This window comes from Pantoea sp. XY16, from assembly GCF_025153065.1.
In the GTDB taxonomy this organism is placed as follows: domain Bacteria; phylum Pseudomonadota; class Gammaproteobacteria; order Enterobacterales; family Enterobacteriaceae; genus Pantoea; species Pantoea alfalfae.
Genome location: NZ_JANZNP010000009.1, coordinates 141,034 through 160,361 on the forward strand (window position 1 = coordinate 141,034; position 19,328 = coordinate 160,361).

The 19,328-nt window shown below is 55.9% G+C and carries 18 protein-coding genes; 7 read left to right on the plus strand and 11 right to left on the minus strand.

The genetic code is table 11. The annotated features are described in order from the left end of the window. Window positions 1-104 precede the first annotated feature (104 nt). Together N1689_RS13970 and N1689_RS13975 are read right to left on the minus strand one after the other, a co-directional pair. Entirely contained in the window at window positions 105-740 is a 636-nt protein-coding gene (locus N1689_RS13970; RefSeq protein ID WP_260059199.1) for a hypothetical protein, read from the minus strand. A gap of 142 nt (window positions 741-882) precedes the next feature. Next, a complete protein-coding gene (locus tag N1689_RS13975) occupies window positions 883-1,782 on the minus strand; it encodes a LysR family transcriptional regulator (protein ID WP_260059201.1) in 900 nt (299 codons plus the stop codon). Between the two features lie 105 nt (window positions 1,783-1,887). On the opposite strand from N1689_RS13975, the gene N1689_RS13980 reads away from it, so the two are divergent. The 4 genes from N1689_RS13980 to yacL all read left to right on the plus strand — a co-directional run bounded on the left by N1689_RS13980 (window position 1,888) and on the right by yacL (window position 6,928). After that, window positions 1,888-2,397, plus strand: coding sequence for a phenolic acid decarboxylase (locus tag N1689_RS13980; RefSeq protein WP_010253965.1), 510 nt, complete (start codon window positions 1,888-1,890; stop codon window positions 2,395-2,397). Window positions 2,398-2,483: 86 nt separating this feature from the next. Then, window positions 2,484-3,218, plus strand: coding sequence for an MBL fold metallo-hydrolase (locus N1689_RS13985; RefSeq protein WP_260059207.1), 735 nt, complete (start codon window positions 2,484-2,486; stop codon window positions 3,216-3,218). Between the two features lie 544 nt (window positions 3,219-3,762). After that, window positions 3,763-6,360: a bifunctional aconitate hydratase 2/2-methylisocitrate dehydratase gene (acnB, locus tag N1689_RS13990; RefSeq protein WP_260059210.1), complete on the plus strand. Its 2,598-nt coding sequence runs from the start codon at window positions 3,763-3,765 to the stop codon at window positions 6,358-6,360. Window positions 6,361-6,550: 190 nt separating this feature from the next. Beyond that, the gene (gene yacL / locus N1689_RS13995; protein WP_013356797.1) at window positions 6,551-6,928 is read left to right on the plus strand and encodes a protein YacL; all 378 of its coding nucleotides are present in this window, start codon (window positions 6,551-6,553) and stop codon (window positions 6,926-6,928) included. A 48-nt stretch (window positions 6,929-6,976) separates the two neighbouring features. Here the strand turns inward: yacL and N1689_RS14000 are convergent, their stop codons facing one another. From N1689_RS14000 to N1689_RS14020, 5 genes are all read right to left on the minus strand, one after another. Next, window positions 6,977-7,648 (minus strand): SDR family NAD(P)-dependent oxidoreductase, encoded by a 672-nt coding sequence (locus N1689_RS14000; protein WP_202604838.1) that lies wholly within the window; start codon window positions 7,646-7,648, stop codon window positions 6,977-6,979. A gap of 4 nt (window positions 7,649-7,652) precedes the next feature. Continuing rightward, on the minus strand, window positions 7,653-8,852 hold the full coding sequence (locus N1689_RS14005; protein ID WP_161731569.1) for an exo-alpha-sialidase: 1,200 nt from the start codon (window positions 8,850-8,852) through the stop codon (window positions 7,653-7,655). A 1-nt stretch (window position 8,853) separates the two neighbouring features. Next, window positions 8,854-10,269: a sodium:solute symporter family protein gene (locus N1689_RS14010; protein WP_161731567.1), complete on the minus strand. Its 1,416-nt coding sequence runs from the start codon at window positions 10,267-10,269 to the stop codon at window positions 8,854-8,856. A gap of 79 nt (window positions 10,270-10,348) precedes the next feature. Then, on the minus strand, window positions 10,349-11,233 hold the full coding sequence (locus N1689_RS14015; RefSeq protein WP_260059213.1) for a dihydrodipicolinate synthase family protein: 885 nt from the start codon (window positions 11,231-11,233) through the stop codon (window positions 10,349-10,351). Window positions 11,234-11,244: 11 nt separating this feature from the next. After that, complete coding sequence (locus tag N1689_RS14020) at window positions 11,245-12,393, minus strand: iron-containing alcohol dehydrogenase (protein WP_260059214.1); 1,149 nt, start codon at window positions 12,391-12,393, stop codon at window positions 11,245-11,247. Window positions 12,394-12,580: 187 nt separating this feature from the next. Between N1689_RS14020 and N1689_RS14025 the strand changes: the two genes are divergently transcribed. The 3 genes from N1689_RS14025 to N1689_RS14035 are packed head-to-tail and all read left to right on the plus strand — an operon-like array spanning window position 12,581 to window position 15,584. Continuing rightward, a complete protein-coding gene (locus N1689_RS14025; RefSeq protein WP_253421099.1) occupies window positions 12,581-13,840 on the plus strand; it encodes a D-threonate kinase in 1,260 nt (419 codons plus the stop codon). Next, window positions 13,833-14,813: a D-threonate 4-phosphate dehydrogenase gene (locus tag N1689_RS14030; RefSeq protein ID WP_260059215.1), complete on the plus strand. Its 981-nt coding sequence runs from the start codon at window positions 13,833-13,835 to the stop codon at window positions 14,811-14,813. Before N1689_RS14025 ends, N1689_RS14030 begins: the two co-directional genes overlap by 8 nt. A 6-nt stretch (window positions 14,814-14,819) precedes the next feature. Then, the gene (locus N1689_RS14035; protein WP_222924537.1) at window positions 14,820-15,584 is read left to right on the plus strand and encodes a DeoR/GlpR family DNA-binding transcription regulator; all 765 of its coding nucleotides are present in this window, start codon (window positions 14,820-14,822) and stop codon (window positions 15,582-15,584) included. 80 nt (window positions 15,585-15,664) lie between these two features. Here the strand turns inward: N1689_RS14035 and N1689_RS14040 are convergent, their stop codons facing one another. The 4 genes from N1689_RS14040 to N1689_RS14055 all read right to left on the minus strand — a co-directional run bounded on the left by N1689_RS14040 (window position 15,665) and on the right by N1689_RS14055 (window position 19,283). Continuing rightward, window positions 15,665-16,957 (minus strand): glycoside hydrolase family 28 protein, encoded by a 1,293-nt coding sequence (locus N1689_RS14040; protein WP_161731555.1) that lies wholly within the window; start codon window positions 16,955-16,957, stop codon window positions 15,665-15,667. A gap of 174 nt (window positions 16,958-17,131) precedes the next feature. Further along, window positions 17,132-17,941: an adenosylmethionine decarboxylase gene (gene speD, locus N1689_RS14045; protein WP_003854677.1), complete on the minus strand. Its 810-nt coding sequence runs from the start codon at window positions 17,939-17,941 to the stop codon at window positions 17,132-17,134. A gap of 28 nt (window positions 17,942-17,969) precedes the next feature. Next, a complete protein-coding gene (gene speE, locus N1689_RS14050) occupies window positions 17,970-18,833 on the minus strand; it encodes a polyamine aminopropyltransferase (protein ID WP_161731553.1) in 864 nt (287 codons plus the stop codon). A 102-nt stretch (window positions 18,834-18,935) separates the two neighbouring features. Continuing rightward, a complete protein-coding gene (locus tag N1689_RS14055; RefSeq protein ID WP_150010759.1) occupies window positions 18,936-19,283 on the minus strand; it encodes a YacC family pilotin-like protein in 348 nt (115 codons plus the stop codon). Window positions 19,284-19,328 lie beyond the last annotated feature (45 nt).

Sequence of the window (19,328 nt, forward strand, 5' to 3'; positions counted from 1 at the left end):
GCCTTTGTGCTGCCGGACTAGCAATGCCAGTAAGCCGTTAACCCCTAACCGTGAAGCGGTGTGTCAAAAAGCCCGGGCAGGGGAAAGGTGGGACATCAGAACGGCTATGTAGACCTAAGAGAAGGCATGTTACCTGCCAGAAATGTGCGGATGGCATTATCGATGACTTCACGCGTCAGCTCTGACTCTGCGACGATAATTTGCAGACCAATACCACTACGATAGCCGTGCTGGATGCGATAACCAGGGGTGATTACGGGTGGGGTGTCGCGGAGAATATCTGCCACGCGCTTGTTAATGTAATCATGATATGTCATCCCGCCGAACTGGGGATAAGCAACGCGGGTGCGTTTGACCTGCTTATAGCTGACAATCTTTCCTTTCGCGTCATAGCTGGACACTGTCTCTGAACGGAATTCATCCTCCAGTTGGGTCTGGTCAAGCATTGCAGTGGCCTCATTGAGTACCCGGTTTTCGATGATATCCATGCGAGCGACATCAGCAGTAACGATCTCAGCGTTCCAATAGATGGTGGGATCTTGATCATCCAGGAAAAGTACATCACTCCAGGTCCAGACCCAGCCCGCCGCAATAGCCTCTGCGTTTTCAGAATCACAATCATCGTAATGTAGCCCACCGCAGCGCTCACGCTCGCGATGGATAAGATTTTTGATGTGCTGAACACGCGTGCGACGGTGGCGGCGGGAAAGTGAGGTGAAAGGCTTGAATTTGCGGGTCATGGGTTACTCTGCGCAATTTATGCTGGGAGGAATCCAGCCCCGCAGTTTAGCGAAAGGAAATGATGAGAGCTAGCGAAATAGCGGGGTTATAAGGAGCGAGCGGCCAGAAAGAGCTGCTGTACGCGTGCCCTTCGATTTACGTTCAGCGACGCACTTCCCACGCCGCCACCCGTTCAACAAACATCTGCGCCAGTTCAGCAATAGCGCTGTTGCCGGGCAGCCTCTCTTCATTGATGTACATCACCAGCGTACTACTGCGCCGGCGACCCTGGAGCAGCGGCAGGGGACGGAGTTCACCGCTCTCTAAGAGCCCCGCGATATTCTGTTCCGGCAGCCAGCCATAGCCTAGCTGGTGCTGGACCGCTTCAATCGCTGCCGACAGGGTAGTGAATGACCAGTTTTCTGCCTGATCGCCACTCACCTCTGACTGCTGCTGTTGCTGGCGATCCAGAATGGTAATACAGGGCCAGCGCGCCAGTGTGGCAGCATTAAGCGGGGCAGGTTCACTGTGCAGCGGGTGATGGCGATGCGCCACGGCAACGAAATCGACGCTCATCAGGCTTTCGCCAGCCAATGGTTCAGCGCCATATTGCGCCACCAGCCAGAGATCGGCCTGTTGTTCCGCCAGCCTGTCTGGCGTTTCGCTGCGGACAATTTCGCTGAACCAGATGCGCACATGTGGATAGCGTTGCTGAAATATATTGAGCACGTCAAACAGCAGAGGTTTAGGAAAAGTAGCATCTACCATTAAATCAATGCGCGAACGCTCACCCCGTCGCAGGGCACTGGCCTTAGCTTCGAGCGCGCTAAATCCTTCCAGCAGTGGACGTACCTGCGCAAGTAACTGATGTCCTTCAGCACTCAGAACGGCACGGCGTCCCACCTGCTCCAGCAGTTCCATGTCCAGCCGTTGTTGAAGCAGACCCAGCTGATAGCTTAATGAGGACTGGCTACGATTATTTTTCTCCGCTGCCAGCGCAAAACTCCCTTCCTTTATGACGGCGTCGAGCAGATACCACTGTTCCAGCGTTGTTTTGTACATGTTAATCCATCTAAAAATTGAATTATTTAATGCTAAAAATAGCGTTATTCATCGCTTTTGTAACGCGCAATAATCACCACAAGGAAAACAAATGAGGAATTCATTATGAGCACTTTTGATAAACATGACCTGTCTGGCATCGTTGGCAAACATCTGGTTTACACCTATGACAACGGCTGGAACTACGAGCTCTACATTAAAAATGCCAGCACCATCGACTATCGCATTCACAGTGGCATGGTCGGCAATCGCTGGGTTAAAAACCAGCATGTTTATGTGGTTCGCCTGGCACAGGATGTCTATAAAGTTTCCTGGACTGAACCCACCGGCACTGATGTCAGCCTGGCCGTCAATCTGGCGGATAAAATTTTCCACGGCACCATCTTTTTCCCACGCTGGGTCATGAACAATCCGGAAAAAACCGTCTGCTTCCAGAATGATCATCTGGAAGAGATGGCGAAATTCCGCGAAGCGGGCCCGGCTTATCCAACCGAAGTGATTGATGAGTTCGCGACGCTGACCGTAATCCGCGATGTCGGTGAAAACAACGAAAGCGTCATTGACTGTCCGCCTGATCAGCTGCCCGCCAATTTTCCGGAAAACCTGAAAAATTAAGAGTGAACAGAAGAGGTCATCATGACCTCTTCTGCTTAGTTGTTTCTGACGTGCAGCTTCTGATGTGTAACGTATGAGGACGAAAAATGGATTTATCGACGAAGGTTTTTATCAGCAGCGATCAGCACGACGGCTTCGGTGTCAGTTCCACCATTATGGGTGAGAAAGAGGCGATGTTAGTCGACGCCCAGTTCACGCTGGCGAATGCGCATCGTTTAGTCGCTGAGATTATCGAAACCGGTCTCGACCTGAAACGCATCTTTATTACCCATCTGCATCCCGATCATTTTCTGGGTCTTGAAGTGATTAAGTCGGTTTTTCCGGCTGCTGAAATTCTCTCTTACAGGCAGGTCGCCGAAGACGTTAATGACGCCTTTGATTTCAAAATTGATTACTGGGGTAAGCAGGTTTTAAAAGAGAACGGTGCCCGCACTAAGTTTGCGATCACCGAACTGGAAGAGGATACGATCTGGCTGGACAGGCAGGAGATTAAAATCCTGAGCGATCTCAGTGGCGATTGCATCCGGGTGACACCGCTCTGGATCCCCTCGACGAAAACATTGATCGCCTCCGATGTGGTCTTCGCGGATGCACATGTCTGGATTGCCGATATGCGCACGCCGGAGCGCATGGCGAAATGGATGGGCAGTCTGGATAAACTCGAAGCGCTGGCGCCGAAAGTCCTGATCCCTGGCCATTCGCGAACGACGCCATCGCTTAGCCCCTCAGCAATAGGCTTTACCCGCACCTATATCAACGATTTCATTAAGACGCTGCACAAGGTCAAAAACAGCGAAGAGCTGGTGCAGGAGATGGAGTGAATCTATCCCAACCTGCCGGTGAAAATCTGTCTCGACTACAGTGCGCGGATTCTGAAAGATCACTACGTCTGGCCGGGTGACTGGCCGGTATCACTGCGGGAAATGAAAACCACGTTGTAATCCTCTGACGCGAGAAGAGCACCAGGCTGATTTGCAGCCTGGTGTTGATCTGCTCCCGAACCCTCCTCTACTGTACACCAGACGCCTGCTGTTTCTATTCCTGCCAGTTATCTATTTCACTGAATCATTTCGTTAAAACCGCGGCAAAGCTGACGTCCTCGCGCTGTCATTTGAGCGGAATGCGGTACGCTGCTGAGAGAGCCAATCAGCTGACTTAGCTGGCTGATGCGGGATAATAAGCGGGTAAAATGGGCGCAGTGGATTATGTTGTATTTTTGTAAACAGATTAACAAACAGACGAAATCCTGCTATTCTGCCCTCCGCGAAACCGGGCACCTCAACCTGGACGAGAAAGGGAAGTGTGTTCTCCATAAGTGAGCAAGGTGGTCGGAAAGCCCTACATAATGAGAGCGAGGATAACGTCGTGCTAGAAGAATACCGTAAGCACGTTGCCGAGCGTGCTGCCCAGGGAATTGTACCTAAGCCTTTAGAGGCTTCCCAGATGGCCGCGCTGGTTGAACTGCTGAAAAATCCACCTGCGGGTGAAGAAGAATTTCTGACCGATTTATTGGTCAACCGCGTCCCACCTGGCGTCGATGAAGCGGCGTATGTCAAAGCCGGTTTCCTGGCGGCTGTCGCCAAAGGCGAAGCAACCTCTCCTCTGATATCTCCTGAAAAAGCGGTTGAACTGCTTGGCACCATGCAGGGCGGTTACAATATTCATCCGCTGATTGAGGCGCTGGACGATAGCAAACTGGCTCCGATTGCCGCGAAAGCCCTTTCACACACGCTGCTGATGTTCGACAACTTCTATGATGTCGAAGAGAAAGCGAAAGCGGGTAATGAATACGCGAAGCAGGTGATGCAATCCTGGGCAGATGCGGAATGGTATCTGTCACGGCCTGAACTGGCAGAGAAGATCACGGTTACAGTGTTTAAGGTCACTGGCGAAACCAACACCGACGATCTCTCTCCGGCCCAGGATGCCTGGTCACGTCCAGACATTCCTCTGCACGCCCTGGCGATGCTGAAAAATGCCCGTGAAGGCATTGAGCCTGATGACGCGGGCAATATCGGCCCGATCAAACAGCTCGAAGCTCTGAAGACCAAAGGCTTCCCGCTGGCCTATGTCGGTGATGTTGTCGGAACCGGTTCTTCACGTAAATCCGCCACCAACTCGGTGCTGTGGTTTATGGGCGACGACATCCCGAACGTGCCAAATAAAAAAGGCGGCGGCGTGGTGCTGGGCAGCAAAATTGCACCCATCTTCTTCAACACCATGGAAGATGCGGGCGCACTGCCCATTGAAGTGGACGTAAACAACCTGAACATGGGCGATGTGATCGACATCTATCCATTCAAAGGCGAAGTCCGCAACCACGAAACCAATGAGCTGCTGGCCAGCTTCGAGCTCAAAACCGAAGTAGTGATTGACGAAGTGCGCGCCGGTGGCCGTATTCCGCTGATCATCGGTCGCGGTCTGACCACCAAAGCGCGCGAGTCGCTGGGTCTGCCGCACAGCACCGTATTCCGTCAGGCGAAAGATGTCGCGGAGAGTACCCGTGGGTTCTCGCTGGCGCAGAAAATGGTTGGCCGCGCCTGTGGCGTAACCGGCGTTCGTCCGGGTGCCTATTGCGAACCTAAAATGACCTCGGTTGGCTCGCAGGATACCACCGGCCCGATGACCCGTGACGAGCTGAAAGATCTGGCTTGCCTGGGCTTCTCGACCGATCTGGTGATGCAGTCCTTCTGTCACACCGCCGCCTATCCGAAGCCTGTGGATGTGAGCACGCACCATACACTGCCAGACTTCATCATGAACCGTGGCGGTGTGTCACTGCGTCCGGGTGACGGCATTATCCACAGCTGGCTGAACCGTATGCTGCTGCCGGATACCGTGGGTACCGGTGGTGACTCCCATACCCGTTTCCCTATCGGCATCTCTTTCCCGGCGGGTTCAGGCCTGGTGGCGTTTGCGGCAGCGACGGGCGTTATGCCGCTCGACATGCCGGAATCAGTGCTGGTGCGCTTCAAAGGTAAGATGGAGCCAGGCATTACCCTGCGCGATCTGGTTCACGCCATTCCGCTGTATGCCATCAAACAGGGTCTGCTGACCGTTGAGAAGAAAGGTAAGAAGAACATCTTCTCTGGCCGCATCCTTGAGATTGAAGGTCTGCCGGATCTGAAAGTCGAGCAGGCGTTTGAGCTGTCCGATGCGTCAGCCGAGCGTTCCGCTGCGGGCTGTACTATCAAGCTGGATAAAGCGCCGATTATCGAATACCTGAACTCCAACATCGTGCTGCTGAAGTGGATGATCGCAGAAGGCTACGGCGATCGTCGTACGCTTGAGCGTCGCGTTGAAAGCATGGAGAAATGGCTGGCCGATCCTCAGTTGCTGGAGCCGGACGCGGATGCTGAATATGCTGCCGTGATCGAAATCGATCTGGCTGAAATCAAAGAGCCGATCCTCTGTGCGCCAAACGATCCGGACGATGCCCGTCTGCTCTCTGACGTTCAGGGCGAGAAGATCGACGAAGTGTTCATCGGTTCGTGCATGACCAACATTGGTCACTTCCGTGCTGCCGGTAAACTGTTGGATAGCCACAAAGGCCAGCTGCCAACCCGTCTGTGGGTGGCTCCGCCAACCAAGATGGATGCGGCACAGCTGACCGAAGAGGGCTACTACAGCGTATTCGGCAAAAGCGGTGCGCGTATCGAGATCCCGGGCTGTTCACTCTGCATGGGTAACCAGGCACGTGTGGCTGATGGTTCGACGGTGGTGTCCACTTCGACCCGTAACTTCCCGAACCGTCTGGGTACCGGTGCTAATGTCTACCTGGCGTCAGCGGAGCTGGCTGCGGTCGCGTCTCTGCTTGGTAAACTGCCAACGCCGGATGAGTATCAGCAATTTATGGCGCAGGTCGATAAAACGGCCAGCGACACGTATCGCTATCTCAACTTCGACCAGCTGACGCAGTACACCGACAAAGCTGATGGCGTGATTTTCCAGACCGCGGTCTGATTCTTCACCTGTCAGTTATGACTAAGGGGCGATGATTCGCCCCTTTTTTACGTCTGTACATGGGGTAGAGAGACGATCAAAAGCTGGCTTTCGGCAGGCAGCCTGTAATAATGCGCGACGTGTCACACTGTGCCGCGAGAGCAGCACGAACACTTACCAGGTGACGCGATGACGTTAAGAGGAACGGGCGATGGAATATGAATTTTTACGCGATGTGACCGGACAGATTAAGGTTCGTATGTCGATGGATCATGAAGCGGTCGGCCACTGGTTCAACGAAGAGGTGAAAAACGATCCAGGATTGCTGGATGAAGTGGAAGCCGCAATCGAAGACGTCAAAGGCAGCGTGCGTCAGTGGCAGCGCATCGGCAGCGAGTACACCATCCTGCTGGATGAGGAAGAGGTGATGATTCGCGCTAATCTGCTGGCACTGGAAGATGACGGCATGGAAGAGGGGATGAATTACTACGACGAAGAGAGCCTCTCCTTCTGCGGTATTGAAGATTTTCAGCTGGTGATTGCCGCTTATCGCCAGTTTGTGAACCAGTATGGTAAACCCGTACGGTAATTTTTACGCTAATACAGGCCGGGCCACCTGAGCTGCCCGGCCTGCTAATTAATTCAGCGACGCACCACCGCACATCACCAGCTGCTGACCGGTGATCGCCGCTGCCGCCGGCGAAAGCAGGAAGCCGACCAGCCCGGCCACTTCCTGCGGCTGAATATAACGCCCGATTGGCGGCAAGCGCGGTGGTGAACTGGCCCGGCCCGGCTGTTGCAGCATCGGCGTTTCGGTGGCGCCTGGCGCTACAATATTTGCCGTAATGCCGAGCGGTGCCAGCTCTGCCGCCCAGCTGCGCACCATGCCGATCATCGCCGATTTGGTGGCCACATACTGACTGCGGCCCGACGCACCGCCTGACGTGCGGCTGCCCAGCAGCACGATTCTGCCACCCGCGCTCATCCGGGGCGCAAAATGATTGGCCAGCTGTTCTGCAGCGGCAACATGCAGTTGCCACAGGCGTGTGCTGGCGTTCAGATCCAGCTCCCCGAGCGGCGCGGCCTGCATCATTCCCGCTGCATGGATCACCGCCTGCGGCACCGGCAGTTTGTCCAGTAAAGCCTGCAATGCTGCGCTGTCGCTGATGTCGACCTGATGGCTCTGCCAGCCCGCGTCTGCCCGATTTATCGCCGAGCGGCTCAGGCCGGTAACCTGCCAGCCCTCATCAAGCAGGCGGTCCACAATCGCCTGACCGATGCCGGAGCTGGCTCCGGTCACCAGCGCCATCTTTTCAATCACGCATCACCCCCCGCACCCAGGATTCGTCGACCCTCACATACTTGATCGCCTGGCGATACCAGGTGTAGGCGATATGCAGTTCGCCGTTTACGCCCTGTTTGATGCTGGGGTAAGAGAACTCACGGTTTAACTTTTGCTGAGAGTTATTGGTCATGCAGTAGCCATCGCCTTCGTCCAGATTGCGCTGTAGCGGCCAGCTTTTGCCGCCATCCGTTGAGATAGCAAGCGTCATGGGCGCACGTGGCGCGCCCCAGAAGGCGGTCCGCCCGCTGTGCACCACCGGCTCGGCGGCAACCGCAACGTCACTGTCCTCTTCATCATCTTCAATTTCGTCATACAGCGACAACCGGCGCTCGCTGGCACCTTCGGCGCTCATGGCATTGAACACCAGCGCCAGATGACCGTTGCGCAGCGTTGTGACCTGAATGGACGAGTTATTGTTGGGCAGCGACAGCGGCTCAGGCGCACTCCAGCTTTCACCCTGATCAAACGAGCGGCTCTGGTAGATATGGTCGGCCCAGCGACTGCGGTAGAGAGCCAGCAGCGAACCATCATCCAGCAGGGTGACGTTCATATGAACGCAGCCGGTGCTGTCAGGCACGCTGACGTCGCGCCAGCTCTGGCCTTTATCTTCCGAGATTTTTACCGCGCTGACGTCATAACTGCCGACCCACTTTTCGCCGGGCTGCGTCAGGCAGTAGAACACCGGCAGCAACCAGTTGCCGTTGGGCAACACCACAATCGGCTGGCGGATAAAGGTGCCGGGCTTATCCAGCAGCGTTTTGATCTCGCCCCAGTGCTTGCCGAAATCGTGAGACTGGCGATAGCGCACAATCGCGGTGTCCTGATTGCCCGATTTCTGTGCCGTCCACAGCAGCCACAGTATCTGGTCCGGATCGAGAAACAGCACCGGGTTCTGTTCTGAACGACCCGGATCGTCAGACAGCTTCTGCGCGTCACTCCAGCGATCGCTGCCTTTTGTCAGCCGGGAACACCAGACCGAGATATCGGCAATCCCTTCCTGCGTGCCACCAAACCAGACGCAAAGCAGATCGCCATCGGGCAGCGGCAGCAGGTTAGCCGCGTGGTTTTGCGGGCAGGAGGAGGGCAGCATCGCAATCTGCTGGGCGCTATCCTGCGGGTGCGGCGCAACCAGGCCGGTGCGTTCTGCGGTGACGGTTTCCTGAGTCATATTAGGCTCCACTATTTTGTGCATTGTGTTGCGGTTGAGGCTGAGACTGGCGTGACGGGATACAGCGGTCAATTACCATAATGATGGCCGGTGTAATCAGCGCCACATACATATTGTCGATACCGAAGGGGTTACCCATCAGGAACCAGACGGATGTGACCACGCAGGCACCAATCAGACCGGCGTTGGCACCGCGCGTGCTCTTAAACCATGGCAGATAGAACGCCATAATCGCTACCACGGTGATCGACAGGCGAATTGCGCGGGTAAAGAAGGAGAGCTTCAGCACTTCAGGGAAGAACAGGACAAACAGCAGCGGGAAGAAGCCGATGCCAATCGAAATCCAGCGCGTCATTTTGAATTCGCGCTCTGGCGTCGGGTTACGCCAGGGCACGTAAAAGTCTTTTACGACCAGCGAGGCGATGGCCAGCGCAACGGTGCCGACGCTGACGAAAATCGAGGCCACCAGCGAGGTGGTGACAATGCCTGCCAGCCACGGTGACATATCCTGCAGAAACACGGGCAGCGCATAGAGGCTCTTGATATCGGGGTGCGCAAACTTCGCCGCCACACCAATCAGCGCCATCGCCAGACCAATCGGCAGGCAGAAAATGAAGGCAACCCAGGTAGCGCGTTTCGCTGACTTCACATCTTTGGTGGATGAGATCGCCTGGATCACAAACTGCGTACAGAAGATCGAACCCACGGTCCCGATCAGCCAGGCCACAATGGTGCTGGCCCCGACATGGCCATCCCACGTCCAGTAGAACGCCGGCATTTTCTCGATCATCGGAGCGACGCCGCCGGTCATCTTCAGTGCCACATAGAGGATGATCAGAATCCCCATATACTTGATGGCGCTGTGCAGCAGCGTAACCCACGCAACGCCTTTCATGCCGCCAAATGCAAAGTAGAAGGTACTTACCACTGCGGTAATAAAGGCCGCTTGTGTCAGGTCGATCTTCAGCACGGTTGAGATCGCCGCCGCACCGCTGATGTAGTTCCCGACATTCACCAGCAGCAGCGCATAGATCATGATCAGCGAGATAATGTTCCTGGTCGAACGGCCATATTTCTCGGCGATAGCACCAGAGATCGTGATCTTCCCGGTGTTATAAATGCGTTTGACCAGAATCAGGCCAAACAGCGGAAAACCTATCGCGGCACCGATGACCGACCAGGAAGCGGCGAAGCCATCCTCAAAGGCTGCCTGCGCCGTGCCGATGGTCGATTTTGCCCCGATATACTCTGACATCAGCATGATGCCGACGATAAAGGCCGGCATGGCGCGGGAGCCTTCCATAAAGTCGCCGCTGGTTTTACTGCGTAACCGCCATGTCAGCCAGGTGGTGAACAGGATATAGGCGACCACCATGCCGACGATCAGTAAGGTGCTCTCAGTTGAGAATGCTTTCATCGTAACCTCGATTGTTCTGGCAGATGGCGACCATCAGGTTCGTTCTCATCTGACCGATAGGGTGCAAAGGCGATGGACGTTATTGCAGGTAGTGGTTCACAATTTGACGGATCTGCTGCTGTTCGTCGGCGCTGAACTGCACCGCATAGCGGCTTTCACCCACTTCAAAGCCCTGCAGGCTGACCGCTTTTTTCACGGCGGCCGGTGAGAAACCGATGCTGTACAGCGCGGTGCGCAGGCCGGTAACGTTCTCCTGTGCCTGATGCGAACCGGCAATGTCACCGGCACTGAAGCGCGCCCAGATGGCGTTAATTGCTTCCGGTGCCACGTTTGCCAGCCCGGAAATGGAGGCGGAGCAGCCATCAACGAATCCCTGATGAATCAGCGAGTCAGGGCCGTTTAGCACATCAAAGCCCTCACAGTCGGCGGTAGCCTGCAGAAAACCGCTCAGACTTTCATAGCTGCCTGCGGAGTCTTTAATGCCGATGATGTTCGGGTGCGCGGCCAGCGTACGAACGGTCTCTGGCTGCAGGGTATTGCCGGTTCGCGCCGGAATGTTGTAGAGGAACAGCGGCACCGTCAGCGCGTCAGCCACGCGCTGATAGTGGTCGATCAGCTCCTGCTGCTTCAGCGGCACAAACCATGGCGTGATCGCCGAGACGGCATCCACGCCAAGGCGGGCGATCTGTTTGCCGAGCCGGATCGTTTCACGGGTCGAAATCTCGCCGATATGCGCCACGACGGCCGCACGACCATTGACTTCATCGACGCAGGTGGTGGTAACGGCAATCTTCTCCTGCTCGTTCAGCACAAAGAACTCGCCGTTGGTGCCGCCACAGAAGATGCCGTTTCCGGCGTTGATCTGGCGTCTGACCTGCCCACGCTGCCTTACCGGGTCAAAGGCACCTTCACGGTCAAAGGTGGTGACGATGGCGGTCAGTACGCCGTTGATTTTCTTATTCATGACAATCCTCATTACGCCTGGCAGGAAGGGAACAGCGTCAGGTAGACGGCGCGCACATCATCGGCGGTGACCGCCATCGGCACGTTTTTCATGAGGCGCTGCACGTCGAGTGCCGCTTCCACTAAATAAGGCAGGTGATCCGGGCCGATGCCCAGCGCTTCCAGGCTGGCAGGCAACTGCAGCCGCGCAACCAGCGCGGTGAAGTAGTCGACCAGCGCGTGTGATTTCTCTTCATCGCTTAAACGGACGTCAGCGTCGGGCAGCAGGTCATAGGCCTGAGCGAATTTGCTCACTGCGGCCGGACGGACAAAGCGCATGCAGGGGGCCAGCAGAATGGCGTTGGCAACGCCGTGTGGCAGGTGATATTTGCCGCCAAGCGGATAGGACATCGCATGCACCAGATGCGTCCCGGCATGGGCAATCGATGCGCCGCCATAATAAGAGGCCCAGAGCATCTCCAGCCGTGCCTGCAAATTCTCCGGCTCGCGCAGCGTGGTTTCGAGATTCGCGAACAGCTTCTTCATCCCAATCAGCGCATAGTTGTCGCTGACCGGATTGGCAACGTTGGCGGTGAAGCACTCAATCAGGTGACACAGGGCATCAATGCCGGTAGACGAGGCGATGTGCGGCGGCATGCTGGTGGTGAGTTCCGGCACCAGCGCCACCACATCGGGCAGCATGACCGGTGAAATAATGCCGACTTTGGTCTCTTTCTCCGGGATCGCCAGAATCGCATTCGGGGTCGCTTCAGAGCCGGTGCCAGCAGTGGTCGGGATGAGCATTGAACGGGTGCGACGCTGCGGTTTTTCGCCTGCCAGCAGGGCGTCCAGCGACGGTGCGCCGTTGATGCACAGCACCGAGAGCAGCTTCGCCACATCCAGTACGCTGCCACCGCCGATGCCAATCACCATGTCGGCCTGGCGCTGCGAGAGCGTTTTTATAATCGCGGCCACATCATGCTGGCTCGGTTCAGGTGGAACGCTGTTGACCACGCTGATACGCGGGATCTGATCCCGGAGTTGCCCCATCAGCGCCTGTACCGCCGGAATCGCCTCAATGTTCCGGTCAGTGACCACGACTGCCGTCGCTATCCCATCCAGCAGATAGCGCATGTCGTTTAACGCCTGATAACCGCTGATCACCGTGCTGTTAATGTTCATTTCATACCCTTATTTCTGTCATGTCTGAGCAGATGATTAATTTTGCTCAGCGCAATGCGATGTCAGTCACTCTCTGTGGCTAATTTTATAAGGCATATCGATTTCGATTAATTTGAACTTGCTCACATATAATCAATCATGATTGAATATAATCAAATGCAGCGGCAATAGCCTGACAGGAGTGAGGATGGGCTCATCAGTATGGAAAACCCCGGTGCTGGTTATCGCCGATGACTTTACCGGTGCCAACGATGCAGGTAGTGGACTGGCACAGGCCGGTGCCCGTGTACATGTGCTGTTCGGCTCCGCAGCAACGTTACCCGACGAGGCGGCGGATGTACTGGTAATCAGCACCGACAGCCGGGCTGTCAGTGCCACTCAGGCTGCAGAGCGCGTTACGCAGGTGGTGCAGCATTACGCGGCACAGCTTCAGCAGGGCTGGCTGTTTAAAAAGATAGACTCCACGCTGCGCGGCAATATCGGGGCTGAAACGGTGGCGGCACTGCGCGCCAGCGGCAAAAGGCTGGCGCTGGTGGCACCGGCCGTACCGCGTCTGGGCCGCACCACACGTGAGGGCAGCGTGTGGGTCAATCAGCGGTTACTGACAGACACCGAATTTGCCAGCGATCCTAAAACCCCGATCCGCAGCGCCCGCGTCATTCATCAGATGCAGATCGACGGCATGGAGATCGATCTCGCGACGCTGCATAGCGATCGGCTTGATGCTGTGTTAGCCGAAGCAGATGGCGTCGTGGTAGTGGATGCCGAAACGGAGGCCGACCTGGCGCGACTGATAACCGCTGCGTCGCGGCTGAGTGAGACGCCCCTGCTGGTCGGGGCCGCCGGATTAAGCGATGCGCTGGGCGCTGCGCTCTCCGTTCGCCCGTCGCAACCTGTGCTGGCGGTGGTGGGATCGATGAGTCGTCAGGCAGAGCAGCAGATCGCCGCGCTGCGTACTCAGCGCGCCGTTGAGGTCGTCGATGTCGATATCCGTCAGCTGTTTCAGCAGTCCGCCTGGCCTGAGCGGGATCGCTGGATCGAACAGGCGGCCACCGCACTGCGTGCCGGTCGCCATACGGTGATCCGCACCTGCCAGCATGCATCCCAGCGGCACGAGATCGAGGATCTTTGCCAGCAGCACCGCGTGACGCGCCAGCAGCTGGGTGAGGCGATCTGTCAGCTGCTAGGCGAAATCACCCTGAGTCTGTGCCGGGCACGGCTGCCGCATGCGCTCTATCTGTCAGGCGGCGACGTGGCGATTGCCGTCGCGCAGGCGCTGGGGGCCAGCGGCTTTAAAATTCAGGGTCTGGTGGCGGGCTGTGTGCCGCACGGGGTCCTGCTTAACAGTGAATTTACTCTGCCGGTGATGACCAAAGCGGGTGGCTTTGGTGATGAAAATACCCTGGTAGCAGCCATTAGTTTTATTGAGGAGAAGTCGAGTGAGTAAAATTATTGCGATCACCATGGGCGATCCGGCGGGCATCAGCCCGGAAATCATCATCAAAGCGCTCTCTGAAGGTGAGCTGAATGGCATCCCTGCCGTGGTGATTGGCTGTGCCAGTACGCTGCGCCGCATTATGGCGATGAACATCACCCCACAGGCCGAGCTGCGGGTGCTGGATCGGGTAGCCGATGCGCGCTTTGCGCCCGGCATTATCAATGTGATCGATGAGCCGCTGGCCGATCCCGACGCGCTGAAACCTGGCGTGGTACAGAAAGAGGCGGGGGATCTGGCGTGGCGCTGCGTGAAGCGTGCCACCGAACTGGCACTGGCCGGTGACGTGCATGCGATTGCTACCGCGCCGCTGAATAAAGAGGCGATGCACGCGGCGGGCCACCTCTACCCGGGTCACACCGAACTGCTGGCGCATCTTACCGACACCAAAGATTACGCTATGGTGCTCTATACCGATAAGCTCAAGGTGATTCATGTCACGACCCATATTGCGCTGCGTAAGTTCCTCGATACGCTCAACCAGACACGCATCAAAACGGTGATTGGTATGGCGGACACCTTCCTGCGTCGTGTCGGTTACAGCGCACCACGCATCGCCGTCGCGGGTGTCAATCCGCACGCCGGTGAGAACGGGCTGTTTGGCGATGAGGAGATCACCACCGTTGCTCCCGCGATTGAAGCGATGAAAGCGGAGGGGATTGATGTCGCCGGGCCTTGCCCGCCGGACACGGTATTCCTGCAGTGCCAGGATGGACGCTATGACATGGTGGTGGCGATGTACCACGATCAGGGACACATCCCGCTTAAACTGCTGGGCTTCTATGATGGCGTGAACATTACCGCAGGCCTGCCGTTTATCCGCACCTCTGCTGACCACGGCACGGCATTTGATATCGCCTGGACAGGTAAAGCGAAGTCTGACAGCATGGCGATCTCGATTAAACTCGCGATGCAGCTCGCATAGGGAAATATGAAGGGACAGAGCCGTCTTGACCAGATTATGGATTACCTGAAAAGCCATAATCTGGTGACTGTTGAGCAACTGGTCAGTGCGATTTCCGCCTCACCCGCCACGATTCGACGTGATTTAATTAAGCTGGATAAAGAGGGCGTGATCAGCCGCAGTCATGGCGGCGTCACCCTGAATCGTTTTATTCCTGCCCAGCCGACCACGCTGGAGAAAATGCAGCGGAACCTGGCCGAGAAGCAGGCGATCGCGGAGTGCGCCGCCAGCTTTGTCCGGGCGGGGGATGCGGTGGTACTGGATGCCGGTACGACTATGCTGGAGCTGGCGCGACAGCTCACGCATCTGCCGCTGCGGGTGATTACCGCCGACCTGCACATTGCGCTGTTTCTGTCTGAGTTTAAGCAGATCGAAGTAACGATTATTGGCGGGCGGATTGATGACTCCAGTCAGTCCTGCGTGGGCGAACATGGACGGCGGTTGCTGCGCAGCATCAATCCAGATATCGCCTTTGTCAGCTGTAACTCATGGAGCCTTGAGCGCGGCATTACCACGCCGACTGAAGAGAAAGCGGGGCTGAAACACGATCTGCTGGCCAATGCGGCGCGCCGGGTCCTGCTGGCGGACAGCAGTAAATATGGCTCCTGGTCGCTGTTCTGCGCCTCACCGGTTGATGACCTGACCGATGTGGTGACCGACAGCCGGTTAGATCAGGAGGTGTGCCGCACGCTGCGCGAGCGTGGCATTACGCTGGCGCTGACTTCCACCTGAACTGAACGCGCCGTGCTTCTCTGACCTTATCCTGAAGCAGGGCGCGAGCAGCACCGCGCGTTTATCTTCTGCAATTGCCGCTAACGCGCGTAGGCGTCATGCTCTTCGCGCGTCATTGCCGGCGCGTCTACCGTAACCCGTTCAAAACTCAGATTCCTTACGCCCGCTATTTTGCCAAACTCCTGCGCCTGCAGTGTGATGTCGCTGAAACTCAGCCGTTCAATCGGATTTTCCGGCGTGCCTTCAATAAAAAAGGCGCGGGAAAACGCCGCAGGCTCAGTCAGGCTGCTGCTGATATGACTGATACTGATATTCTCAACCCGCGTCAGGCCAGCATCACCTGTGACGCCCGATGCCAGCTTACGCCAGTGTGGCGGCTGTTCGGTGTCGGCGGGCTGCTCACTGTAGCTATACTGCGGGAACCAGTTCAGCTGCAGCATAAACGGATAACAGACATCCTCCATCTTCAGATGGCGAACCACGATGTTTTTGATCCAGCCGCCGCGATTACGGGCTGACTTGATGCGAAAGCCGACACCCGTGCCGGAGAAACGGTTGTGTTCGATGATGACATTTTCGATACCGCCAGAGGTTTCGCTGCCCAGGGTAATGCCCGAGCCTTTCAGCAGAGTGCAGTCGCGAATAATGATATCGCGTGCGGTTCTGCCGAGCTGCTGTGCTTCCGCGCCGCGACCCGATTTCACGCAGATATTGTCGTCATTGCAGGAGACCGTACAGCCTTCAACGCGAACCAACTGGCTGGAATCAATATCAATGCCGTCGGTGCTGGGTCCGGTAGCGTTCATCACACGTAGCCGCTGCAAATTAACCTGTTTCGAATAACAGACGTGCAGGTTCCAGAAGCCGGAATCCTGTGAGGTAAAGTCCTCCAGCGTCACGTATTCACTCTGATAAACCACCACGTTACGTGGACGTTTGCAGTCGTAATCCACCACCCAGCGCAGGCCGCGACGGGTATAGTCCGCCAGCATCCCGCTGTTTTCGTCTTCGCCCCAGAATTTATGCCACCAGACGGCACCGTGTCCGTCGAGCGTGCCATTGCCGCAGACAGTGACGTCGCGGCAATGATTGATGTTAAGCATCGCCGCGGGCCAGACCATATCAATCCCCGCCACGCGCGTAGCGATATCTGGGTAATCCTCCAGCCGCTCGCTGCCGAGCAGCACGGCATCTTTCGCCAGCTCCAGCGTCATCTCACTTTTCAGAAACAGCGCGCCCGTCAGAAAGCGGCCTGCCGGGATCAGCACCGTGTCGCCTGCTGATGCGCTATCAATCGCGCGCTGTATCGCCTGAGTGGAAAGTGAGGTGGCGTCCGGGACGGCAGCGAAATCAATAATGTTAATTCTTGCCATTTTTTTGCCTGTAGTCGATGAAGAAATAAGCGTTCAGCGCTGAAAGTAGCACGCTCTGACAGGCAAATTATTGCTGACGATCAGGGAATGCCGGCGGTTACCGTGATGAGAAGTCGGAGGGATAAGCGGGAAGAGACGCGCAGGTTATGGGGTGTCACGCTGCGCGTCTGATAATCAGAGGGTCTTCAGGCCCACTGAGGGGATATTTCTGCCGTAGTAGATCTCACGCATCTCTTTCCACAGCAGGTCAGTAATACGCTTATGCTCCTGCGGGCTGAGATCTTCCGGGCGGGTGTTAAACAGATAGTGTTTCAGGTCAAACTCTTTCAACAACATCTTGGTGTGGAAGATGTTCTCCTGATAGACATTCACATCCACCATGTCATACATCGCTTTCATATCGTCGGACATGAAGTTCTGAATCGAATTGATCTCGTGATCGATAAAGTGCTTCATCCCTTTCACGTCACGGGTAAAACCGCGCACCCGGTAATCGACGGTAACAATGTCTGACTCCAGCTGGTGGATCAGGTAGTTCAGCGCCTTGAGCGGTGAGATCACGCCGCAGGTTGAGACTTCAATGTCCGCGCGGAAGGTGCAGAGCCCGCCTTCAGGATGGCTTTCCGGATAGGTGTGCACGCAGATATGGCTTTTATCCAGATGCGCCACCACCGAATTGGGCAGCGGGCCAGGATGCTCGGAGTTATCGATATCTTTGGGATCGATCGGCTCTTCGCTGACCAGAATCGTGACGCTGGCTCCCTGCGGTTCATAATCCTGGCGTGCAATATTAAGCACGTTAGCCCCGATAATGGAGCAGGTTTCGGTCAGGATTTCCGTCAGACGGTTGGCGTTATATTGTTCATCAATGTAGGCGATATAACCATCGCGTTCAGCTTCAGTATTCGCATAGCAGATATCGTAAATACAAAAACTCAGGCTTTTCGTCAGGTTGTTGAAGCCATGTAGTTTTAGCTTTTGCAATTTTGTTCACCCCCTTAAAAATGCACTGTCAGCACGCGGCCGATAGCGCATTTAACAGATATTGCGGCAGGGCAAAGCTGCCGGTATGGATCGCTGGTGTGTAGTAACGACACGCCAGGCCAGCGGCCTCGAAACGCACCTGCAGGGTGGCGGTATCGAGCTGGCGCAGCGCCGGATTATCGCTCGCCCAGGCAAAGGTCATGATGCCGCCGTAATAGGTCGGAATCGCCGCCTGATAGAAACTGACATCCGAAAAGTAATGGCCCAGCTTGCGATGGCTGTTTACGGCCTCATCCTGCTGCAGGAAGCAGACGCCATTCTGCGCCACGAAGATGCCATTTTCATTAAGGGCCGCTTTACAGCCGGCATAAAATTCGGAGGTAAACAGGCTCTCGCCCGGACCAATCGGATCGGTGCAGTCGGAGATGATGACATCGAACTTTTCCTGCGTCTGATTAACGAAGTTAACCCCGTCATCGATCACCAGCGTAAAGCGCGGATCGTCATAGGCACCTGCGCTGTGGTTCGGCAGATACTGGCGACAAAAGGTCACCACGCCTGCATCGATTTCCACCATGGTAATCTTTTCGATTTCCGGATGACGTGACACTTCGCGCAGCATTGCGCCGTCACCGCCGCCGATGATCAGGACGCTCTTCGCCGCGCCGTGCGCCAGCAGCGGAACGTGGGTCATCATTTCATGGTAGATAAATTCGTCGCGTTCGGTGGTCTGCACCACGCCGTCCAGCGCCATTACGCGGCCCATCGCGGCATTTTCGAAAATGATTAAATCCTGATGCGCAGTTTTTTCACGGTACAGCTCTTTATCTACCGTGAAATACTGGCCAAAACCGGCATGAAGGGTTTCATACCACGTTTCATTGTGGGCCATGGTGCTCTCCTCTGATGACATCGCCATGAAGATGGGCGGCACATGATAGCTAACACTGACCGTGGTTGCACGGTCAATGTCCGGCAGCAGAGGGCAGAGTAATTACCTGACGTAGGCCAGCAGGCTCAGTGAATCACGGGCCAGTGACTTGCACTTTTTGTCATTGGTGATGGCGATGCCGCTGAGATCGCGATAGCTGTCTTCACCCAGCGCTTTCATGTTGTAGTTGCTGTAGTTACTTAAATCCCAGCGGTTCTGCTGAGCAAAAAAGACCAGCGCTTTGCGAATCTGTGCGTCCGGTAAATCCTGATAGCCACAATCATTTTTCAGATAGACGAAAACCGCCGTGAGATCGGCCAGATCTTCCGCTTCGGATTCGCTCAGGGCAAAACTGGTGGAGGAGAAGCCAAGGAGTCCCGTCAGCAGCAGGATCTTGATGCTTTGCTTCATAGTCGTTCTCTTCAATGGATATTGCTCATGACGTTAGCACAGTTA

Bases quoted from the DNA above. Each gene is read 5' to 3' on its own strand.
- N1689_RS13980 (WP_010253965.1), top strand. From the start codon at position 1,888: ATGAGCACTTTTGATAAACATGACCTGTCTGGCATCGTTGGCAAACAT.
- N1689_RS14000 (WP_202604838.1), bottom strand. From the start codon at position 7,648: ATGGCGCTGGTGACCGGAGCCAGCTCCGGCATCGGTCAGGCGATTGTG.
- N1689_RS14015 (WP_260059213.1), bottom strand. From the start codon at position 11,233: ATGAATAAGAAAATCAACGGCGTACTGACCGCCATCGTCACCACCTTT.
- N1689_RS14010 (WP_161731567.1), bottom strand. From the start codon at position 10,269: ATGAAAGCATTCTCAACTGAGAGCACCTTACTGATCGTCGGCATGGTG.
- yacL (WP_013356797.1), top strand. From the start codon at position 6,551: ATGGAATATGAATTTTTACGCGATGTGACCGGACAGATTAAGGTTCGT.
- speE (WP_161731553.1), bottom strand. From the start codon at position 18,833: ATGGCCCACAATGAAACGTGGTATGAAACCCTTCATGCCGGTTTTGGC.
- N1689_RS14025 (WP_253421099.1), top strand. From the start codon at position 12,581: ATGGGCTCATCAGTATGGAAAACCCCGGTGCTGGTTATCGCCGATGAC.
- N1689_RS14020 (WP_260059214.1), bottom strand. From the start codon at position 12,393: ATGAACATTAACAGCACGGTGATCAGCGGTTATCAGGCGTTAAACGAC.
- N1689_RS14055 (WP_150010759.1), bottom strand. From the start codon at position 19,283: ATGAAGCAAAGCATCAAGATCCTGCTGCTGACGGGACTCCTTGGCTTC.
- N1689_RS13975 (WP_260059201.1), bottom strand. From the start codon at position 1,782: ATGTACAAAACAACGCTGGAACAGTGGTATCTGCTCGACGCCGTCATA.
- N1689_RS14035 (WP_222924537.1), top strand. From the start codon at position 14,820: ATGAAGGGACAGAGCCGTCTTGACCAGATTATGGATTACCTGAAAAGC.
- N1689_RS13970 (WP_260059199.1), bottom strand. From the start codon at position 740: ATGACCCGCAAATTCAAGCCTTTCACCTCACTTTCCCGCCGCCACCGT.
- N1689_RS13985 (WP_260059207.1), top strand. From the start codon at position 2,484: ATGGATTTATCGACGAAGGTTTTTATCAGCAGCGATCAGCACGACGGC.
- N1689_RS14005 (WP_161731569.1), bottom strand. From the start codon at position 8,852: ATGACTCAGGAAACCGTCACCGCAGAACGCACCGGCCTGGTTGCGCCG.
- N1689_RS14040 (WP_161731555.1), bottom strand. From the start codon at position 16,957: ATGGCAAGAATTAACATTATTGATTTCGCTGCCGTCCCGGACGCCACC.